This is a genomic window from Pseudomonas syringae group sp. J309-1, assembly GCF_032582135.1.
Lineage (GTDB): Bacteria > Pseudomonadota > Gammaproteobacteria > Pseudomonadales > Pseudomonadaceae > Aquipseudomonas > Aquipseudomonas quasicaspiana.
Genome location: NZ_JAWHNU010000074.1, coordinates 19,594 through 26,867, shown reverse-complemented (window position 1 = coordinate 26,867; position 7,274 = coordinate 19,594). Strand labels below are relative to the sequence as shown.

The window sequence follows — 7,274 nt, the reverse complement described above, 5'->3', positions numbered from 1 at the left end:
CGCCCTGATGAAAAATCAGAGCGAATATCAACCCAAAGGGTGGGTTATGGCTTGATCACAACCATAGAATCTCCCACGGATGATCGTAATTGGAATATCACCACCCGGCGGGAGCGCGCCTGATGGCCACGTGACCTGATACACTGCGCGACATTTTGTTTTGCAGGCTCTTTACCGTGACTAACACCGCTTTCAATACTTTGCCCCTGTCCGCCCCCATGTTGGCTAACCTGGAGTCCCTTGGTTATGCCGAAATGACGCCGATTCAGGCGCAGAGCCTGCCGGTGATTCTCAAGGGTATGGACCTGATCGCTCAGGCCAAAACCGGTAGCGGCAAGACCGCTGCGTTCGGTATCGGCCTGCTTAACCCGATCAACTCGCGCTACTTCGGCTGTCAGGCACTAGTGCTGTGTCCGACCCGTGAGCTGGCTGATCAGGTCGCCAAGGAAATCCGTCGTCTGGCCCGTTCGGAAGACAACATCAAGGTCCTGACCCTGTGTGGCGGCGTGCCGTTTGGCCCGCAGATCGGCTCGCTGGAGCACGGCGCGCACATCATCGTTGGCACGCCGGGTCGTATTCAGCAGCATTTGCGCAAAGGCTCACTGGTGCTGGATGGCCTGAACACGCTGATCCTCGACGAAGCCGACCGCATGCTGGACATGGGCTTCTACGACGCCATCGCCGACATCATCGAGCAGACTCCGAAGAAGCGTCAGACGCTGCTGTTCTCCGCCACTTACCCGGTAGGCATCAAGCAGCTGTCGTCCAAGTTCATGCGCGACCCGCAGACCGTCAAAGTTGAAGCGCTGCATGCTGACAGCCAGATCGAGCAGATTTTCTACGAAATCTCCCCTGAAGATCGTCTCGACGCCGTCGTGAAAGTCCTCGGTCATTTCCGTCCGCAATCCTGCGTTGCGTTCTGCTTCACCAAGCAGCAGTGCCAGGAAGTGGTCGATCACCTGACTGCCAAAGGCATTTCCGCCGTCGGCCTGCATGGCGATCTGGAACAGCGTGACCGTGATCAGGTGCTCGCGATGTTCGCCAACCGCAGTACGTCGGTACTGGTTGCGACTGACGTTGCAGCCCGTGGTCTGGACATTGATGCGCTGGACATGGTGATCAACGTCGAACTGGCGCGTGATTCGGAGATGCACATTCACCGCGTCGGCCGTACCGGTCGTGCGGGTGAAAAAGGTGTTGCGGTCAGCCTTGTCGCCCCATCGGAAAGCCAGCGCGCCCGCGCCATTGAAGAACTCCAGAAAGCGTCGTTGCGCTGGGAACAGCTCGACAGCCTGAAGAACGCTGGCGGCTCGCAACTGATCCCGACCATGAGCACGCTGTGCATCGGTTCGGGCCGTAAGGACAAACTGCGTCCGGGCGACATTCTGGGCGCACTGACGGGCGAAGCCGGTATTCCGGGTGCCCAGGTGGGCAAGATCGCGATCTTCGATTTCCAGGCGTATGTGGCTGTTGAACGCAGCGTAGCCAAGCAAGCGCTGGAGCGCTTGAACAACGGCAAGATCAAAGGCAAATCGCTGCGCGTCCGGATTTTGTAAGAACCAGCAAAAAGCTTCGCGAATAAATTCGCTCCCACAGGTGTTCCGCGATCCCCTGTGGGAGCGAATTCATTCGCGAAGGCGTCACTTCAGACACCCGAGGAAATCGCTTTGCCCGTTACTGACGTTGTGATCATCGGCGCTGGCGCCGCAGGTTTGATGTGCGCGCTGACCGCTGCTGGCCGTGGCCGCAAGGTGATGCTGATCGATCACGCCAACAAGCCTGGCAAGAAGATCCTCATGTCCGGTGGTGGGCGCTGTAATTTCACCAACATGTATACCGAGCCGAGCAACTTCCTCTCGCAGAACCCGCACTTCTGCAAATCGGCGCTGGCGCGTTACACCCAGTGGGATTTCATCGGTCTGGTGGGCAAACACGGCGTGCCGTATCACGAGAAAAAGCTCGGTCAGCTGTTCTGCGACAACAAGTCCAGCGACATTCTCGAAATGCTCCTCGACGAATGCAGGCAGGCCGGTGCCAGCCTGCACATGGACACGTCCGTGCAGCAGATCGAGAAAACCGAAACGGGTTATACGCTGACCACGACGCTGGGCACGATCAACTGTGAATCACTGGTCATCGCCACGGGAGGCTTGTCGATCCCGACTCTGGGCGCGACCGGTTTTGGTTATCAGGTAGGCAAGCAGTTCGGCCACACCTTGCTGCCGACGCGGGCCGGGCTGGTGCCGTTCACCATCACCGACCAGCTCAAAGAGCTGTGCACCGAGTTGTCCGGCACATCGGTGGATTGCCTGGTCAGTTGCAACGACACGAGCTTCCGCGAAAACATCCTTTTCACCCACCGTGGCCTCAGCGGCCCGGCGATTTTGCAGATTTCTTCGTTCTGGCATCCTGGCGATGCAGTGGAAATCAACCTGCTGCCTGACCACGACGTAGCGAGCTGGCTCAACGAGCAACAGACCGAACGGCCCAACAGCGAACTGAAAACCCTGCTGGGGGAAATCTTCACCAAGAAGATGGCCAACCTGATTGCCGAGCAGTGGTTTGTGTCCAAACCGATGAAGCAGTACACCCATGCCGAGCTGGCCGACATCGCCACAAAGCTGGCGTCCTGGCAGGTCGTACCGGCAGGGACGGAAGGTTACCGCACCGCCGAGGTAACGCTGGGCGGGATTGATACGCGGGCAGTGTCCTCCAAGACGATGGAGTCCCTGAAGTCGCCGGGGCTGTATTTTATCGGTGAGGTGCTGGACGTCAGCGGGCATCTGGGCGGCTTCAACTTCCAGTGGGCCTGGGCCTCAGGGTATGCGGCTGCGCAGTTTGTTTAATGACTGGAGTGCGATTTAATCCTTGTGGGAGCTGAGCTTGCTCGCGATAAGGCTGGACGCAATTCACTTTAGATCGCGTCCAGCCTTATCGCGAGCAAGCTCAGCTCCCACAGGTTTAGATCTCGATCGCTCTTGCGACAGAATAAATCTCGCCAACCGGATGTACAGATGCGGCCAAGGCCTGTACATATCCACTTCAGCATTGATCAATCGTGAAACAGCTCCTTTATGGCATCGAAATCTCTTCGTCATACCTTCCGCCGTCTGTGGGCGCTGGATAAGTTCAGTTACAGCGTTCGCGTCTTCATTGCGCTGACCGGCAGCATGGCGCTGTGCTGGTATCAGAACGAAATGGGCCTGCTGATTCCGCTGTTTCTGGGAATTATCGCCTGCGCCCTGGCCGAGACCGATGACAGCTGGCAAGGCCGTCTCAACGCACTGGCGGTGACGCTGGTGTGTTTCAGCATTGCCGCCATGGCCGTTGAGCTGTTGTTTCCCTATCCGTGGATCTTTGCCATATCACTGGCGATTGCCAGTTTTGCGCTGACCATGCTCGGCGCGCTGGGCGAGCGCTATAGCGCGATTGCCTACGGCACCTTGATTCTCTCCGTTTACACCATGATTGGCGTCGATCAGCGGGGCGGCGAAGTGCTGGACTTCTGGCACGAACCGATGCTGCTGGTCGCGGGCGCAGCGTGGTACGGCTTGCTGTCGGTATTGTGGCAAATGCTGTTTTCCAACCAGCCGGTGCAACAGGCCCTGGCGCGGCTGTTTCGCGAACTGGGTCAGTACCTGAAATTGAAATCGAGTCTATTCGAGCCGATTCGCCAACTGGACGTCGAAGCGCGCCGTCTGGAACTGGCCCAGCAAAACGGTCGGGTCGTCGCAGCACTGAACGCCACCAAGGAAATCATTCTGCATCGGGTGGGCAACGGTCGGCCCGGTTCGAAAGTCAGCCGCTACCTGAAGCTTTATTTCATCGCTCAGGACATCCACGAGCGCGCCAGTTCATCGCACTACCCTTACAACTCACTGGCCGATGCCTTTTTCCACAGCGACGTTCTATTCCGCTGTCAGCGCCTCCTGCGGCAGCAGGGCTCGGCCTGTCAGGCCCTGTCAGAGTCGATCCAGCTCCGTCAGCCATTCGTCTACAACGACAGCTTCGCCTATGCGATGGAAGACTTGCGCGCCTCGCTGGAGCATTTGCGCATTCAGAGCAACCCGGCGTGGCGCGGCCTGCTGCGCTCGCTGCGTGCGTTGGCGAACAATCTGGAAACCCTGGACAGGCTGCTCAGCGATGCCAGCAACCCCGATGCCGTGGCCGACGCGACCGACAGCTCCCTGCTGGACCGCTCGCCGCGTACCTTCAAGGACGCCTGGACCCGACTGCGCCTGCAAATGACCCCGACGTCCTTGCTGTTCCGCCATGCTTTACGCCTGCCGCTGGCGCTGGTAGTCGGCTACGCAATGGTGCATTTGATTCATCCATCGCAAGGCTACTGGATCATCCTCACCACGGTATTTGTCTGCCAGCCAAGTTACGGCGCAACACGCCGCAAGCTGGGCCAGCGAATCATTGGCACCGCCATTGGCCTGACCATCGGCTGGGCGCTGTTTGATCTGGTCACCAGCCCGATCCTGCAATCGATGTGTGCGGTGCTGGCGGGCGTGGTGTTCTTCGTCAATCGCACCACGCGTTACACGCTCTCCACTGCGGCAATCACCATCATGGTGTTGTTCTGCTTCAATCAGGTCGGCGACGGCTATGGGCTGTTCCTGCCACGCCTGTTCGATACCCTGCTGGGCAGCCTGATCGCAGGGCTTGCGGTGTTCCTGTTCCTGCCGGACTGGCAAGGTCGAAGGCTGAACAAAGTGCTGGCCAATACTCTGACCTGCAACAGCATTTATCTGCGCCAGATCATGCAGCAATACGCCAAAGGCAAGAGCGACGACCTGGCTTATCGCCTGGCCCGGCGTAACGCCCACAACGCTGACGCAGCGCTGTCCACCACACTGGCCAACATGCTGATGGAACCAGGCCATTTCCGTAAGGAAGCAGACGTAGGTTTTCGTTTTCTGGTGCTCTCGCACACCTTGTTGAGCTATCTGTCAGGGCTGGGCGCGCACCGTGAAACGCAGCTACCGGCCGAAGTCCACGAGCATTTGATCAACGGCGCGGGCACGACGCTGGCGGCCAGTATCGATGAAATCGCCCAAGGCCTCGCCGAGAAGCGGCCGGTGGCGATTCACAGCGACACTGAAGAGGCGCTGGCCACTGAACTTGAGCAAATGCCTGATGAGCTGGATGAAAGTCAGCGCCTGGTGCAGACCCAACTGGCGCTGATCTGCCGTCAACTGGGGCCGTTGCGGACCCTGGCGGCGCATTTGATCAAGGTGCCGGAGCCTGTCACTACAGACCGTGTCGCTTGAAGATTTCTGCGTAGCTGCCATCGGCTTTCATGGCGGCAATTTCCCGGTTGAAGTCAGCAACGATCCCCTGATGTTTCGGGTTCTTGTGACTGACCAGAATATGCAGGCTGTTTTCGCTCAGTGATTTAGGCAGAAACTGCAACTTGTCACGGGTGCTCTGGGGCTCGGCCGCCAGGTAATAACGCGCGACATATTCGTCTTCCACGGCCAGATCAACACGCCCCGCCACGACCATGCGCAGCGCCATGGAAAAGTTGTTTACCGGCACCTTTTCCAGCAGATCGTCATTATCGAATTCGGCGGAATAGCTGTAGCCCCTGACGACTGCAATGGGCCGCTCGTACAACTGGCTCAGATCCTGAAACTGCACGCTGGAGCGGGCGCGCTTGAGGAAGCGAACGCGATTGAGCAAGTACTCCTCCGAGAAGTCACCGATGCGGGTGCGCTCTTCGCTGAACCAGGCGTTGATCAGCACGTCATACCGCCCCTCCTCGACCCCGAGCAACGCGCGCGCCCACGGCACCTGTTCGTACTCGGTGCTGTATCCGGCACGCTGCAATGCGGTGCTGACCAGATCACTTGCCAGGCCATTATTGAGTAATGAAGCGTCCGTGAAAGGCGGCCAGGCATCGGCCACCAAGCGCAGTCTCTCGTCTGCGCTGGCCTGAGCCATCAACAGCAATCCCAGCAAAGCTATGGCTCGAAGCACACACGACATGCTCATATCCCTGAGACGGGCAACGCCCGGATGATTGCAGCCAATGACCGGGGAAACCGGTGATGGCATGTAGCCTCATTGAAGCTGCATAAAGCCCTTTTCACAACTCACGTTCAGATGACATTACGTGCGGCGCTCCGCAAAACCCTCGAAGGGTTATCGGCAACCCGCACGAAACATTCACAGGCTATTCATTGCAGGGTTTCATTGGGTATCTGACCGGATGAGTTAGTATTCGCTCAACGTTTCTTCACCGAGTCAGCGACATGTCAATTAACTGGATCTGCAAACACCACACCGACCTGAGCAAGGAGCAGCTTTACGCCATCCTGCAATTGCGCGCGGAGGTGTTCGTGGTTGAGCAGCAATGCGTTTATCTGGATGTCGACGGCCAGGATCTGATGGGTGATACCTGCCATTTGATGGCTTGGCAGGAAGACAGGCTGGTTGCCTATTTGCGCTTGCTCGATCCTATCCAGCAAGGTGGTGACGTGACCATTGGCCGCGTTGTGACGGCACCCTCGATACGCAGCCGTGGCATTGGTCATGAGCTGATGGAGCAGGCGCTGGAAAACGCAGAGAGAACCTGGCCCGACCAGCCGATCTATCTGTCAGCTCAGGCGCACTTGCAGGGCTATTACGCCCGTTACGGCTTCGAGCCGGTGGGCGATGTGTATCTGGAGGACGAAATTCCCCACATCGGGATGCGCCGCGATCTCGAGTAAGCCTCAGGGGTAACCGAGCACTGCCTTGATTTGTGCCAGATTGCCCGCAATCCAGTTTTTGTCGATCGCACCCCAATCACGAATCCGGTATTGCCCGGCGTGATTGCGGGCGCCGTCGAGCTGCTCGAACTCACACACGATATCCAGATCCGCCAACGCAGCAATCGTGTCCTGCGCGGTACGACGTGGCATGCCGGTCGCGTCGACCAATGCCGGGACGCTGCTGGCCAGTTCGCTGTCAATCAGATACGCCACGTACAGGCGGCGATAGAAGCTGGATTTGGTTTTGCTGACGTCCATTGGGTGAAGGCCTTTTATCTTACGGTAAGCGCATGGCGGGTGACTTCCCCGTGGGAGCGAATTCATTCGCGAAGGGGACATGCCTGAAAACCATTCAATGACTGACACACCGCCTTCGCGAATGAATTCGCTCCCACCAGAATGTCGCTAATCCCAAACCCGCAGATCGAACTCCAACGGGTGAAGGCCTTTTATCTTACGGTAAGCGCATGGCGGGTGACTTCCCCGTGGGAGCGAATTCATTCGCGAAGGGGA

6 protein-coding genes are annotated in these 7,274 nt (G+C 58.2%); 4 read left to right on the top strand and 2 right to left on the bottom strand.

Annotation, left to right across the window (positions count from 1 at the left end):
- Nucleotides 1-176: 176 nt before the first annotated feature.
- From dbpA to yccS, 3 genes are all read left to right on the top strand, one after another.
- Nucleotides 177-1,556, top strand: a complete 1,380-nt coding sequence (dbpA, locus tag RX972_RS26385; RefSeq protein ID WP_316879868.1) for an ATP-dependent RNA helicase DbpA — start codon at nt 177-179, stop codon at nt 1,554-1,556.
- A gap of 111 nt (nt 1,557-1,667) precedes the next feature.
- On the top strand, nt 1,668-2,846 hold the full coding sequence (locus RX972_RS26380; RefSeq protein WP_316879866.1) for an NAD(P)/FAD-dependent oxidoreductase: 1,179 nt from the start codon (nt 1,668-1,670) through the stop codon (nt 2,844-2,846).
- 228 nt (nt 2,847-3,074) lie between these two features.
- Nucleotides 3,075-5,276, top strand: coding sequence for a YccS family putative transporter (gene yccS / locus RX972_RS26375; RefSeq protein ID WP_255886658.1), 2,202 nt, complete (start codon nt 3,075-3,077; stop codon nt 5,274-5,276).
- On the opposite strand, the gene RX972_RS26370 is transcribed toward yccS, so the two are convergent.
- Nucleotides 5,257-5,994: a substrate-binding periplasmic protein gene (locus RX972_RS26370; RefSeq protein ID WP_099268089.1), complete on the bottom strand. Its 738-nt coding sequence runs from the start codon at nt 5,992-5,994 to the stop codon at nt 5,257-5,259. The two genes, yccS and RX972_RS26370, sit on opposite strands and share 20 nt — an antisense overlap.
- A 266-nt stretch (nt 5,995-6,260) precedes the next feature.
- Here RX972_RS26370 and RX972_RS26365 point away from each other — a divergent pair, with 266 nt between their 5' ends.
- The gene (locus tag RX972_RS26365; RefSeq protein WP_027898394.1) at nt 6,261-6,719 is read left to right on the top strand and encodes a GNAT family N-acetyltransferase; all 459 of its coding nucleotides are present in this window, start codon (nt 6,261-6,263) and stop codon (nt 6,717-6,719) included.
- A 3-nt stretch (nt 6,720-6,722) separates the two neighbouring features.
- On the opposite strand, the gene RX972_RS26360 is transcribed toward RX972_RS26365, so the two are convergent.
- Nucleotides 6,723-7,019, bottom strand: coding sequence for a helix-turn-helix domain-containing protein (locus RX972_RS26360; protein ID WP_027898395.1), 297 nt, complete (start codon nt 7,017-7,019; stop codon nt 6,723-6,725).
- Between the last annotated feature and the right edge of the window lie 255 nt (nt 7,020-7,274).

Coding starts and splice junctions, on each gene's coding strand:
- yccS (WP_255886658.1), top strand. CDS start 3,075: ATGGCATCGAAATCTCTTCGTCATACCTTCCGCCGTCTGTGGGCGCTG.
- RX972_RS26370 (WP_099268089.1), bottom strand. CDS start 5,994: ATGTCGTGTGTGCTTCGAGCCATAGCTTTGCTGGGATTGCTGTTGATG.
- RX972_RS26365 (WP_027898394.1), top strand. CDS start 6,261: ATGTCAATTAACTGGATCTGCAAACACCACACCGACCTGAGCAAGGAG.
- RX972_RS26360 (WP_027898395.1), bottom strand. CDS start 7,019: ATGGACGTCAGCAAAACCAAATCCAGCTTCTATCGCCGCCTGTACGTG.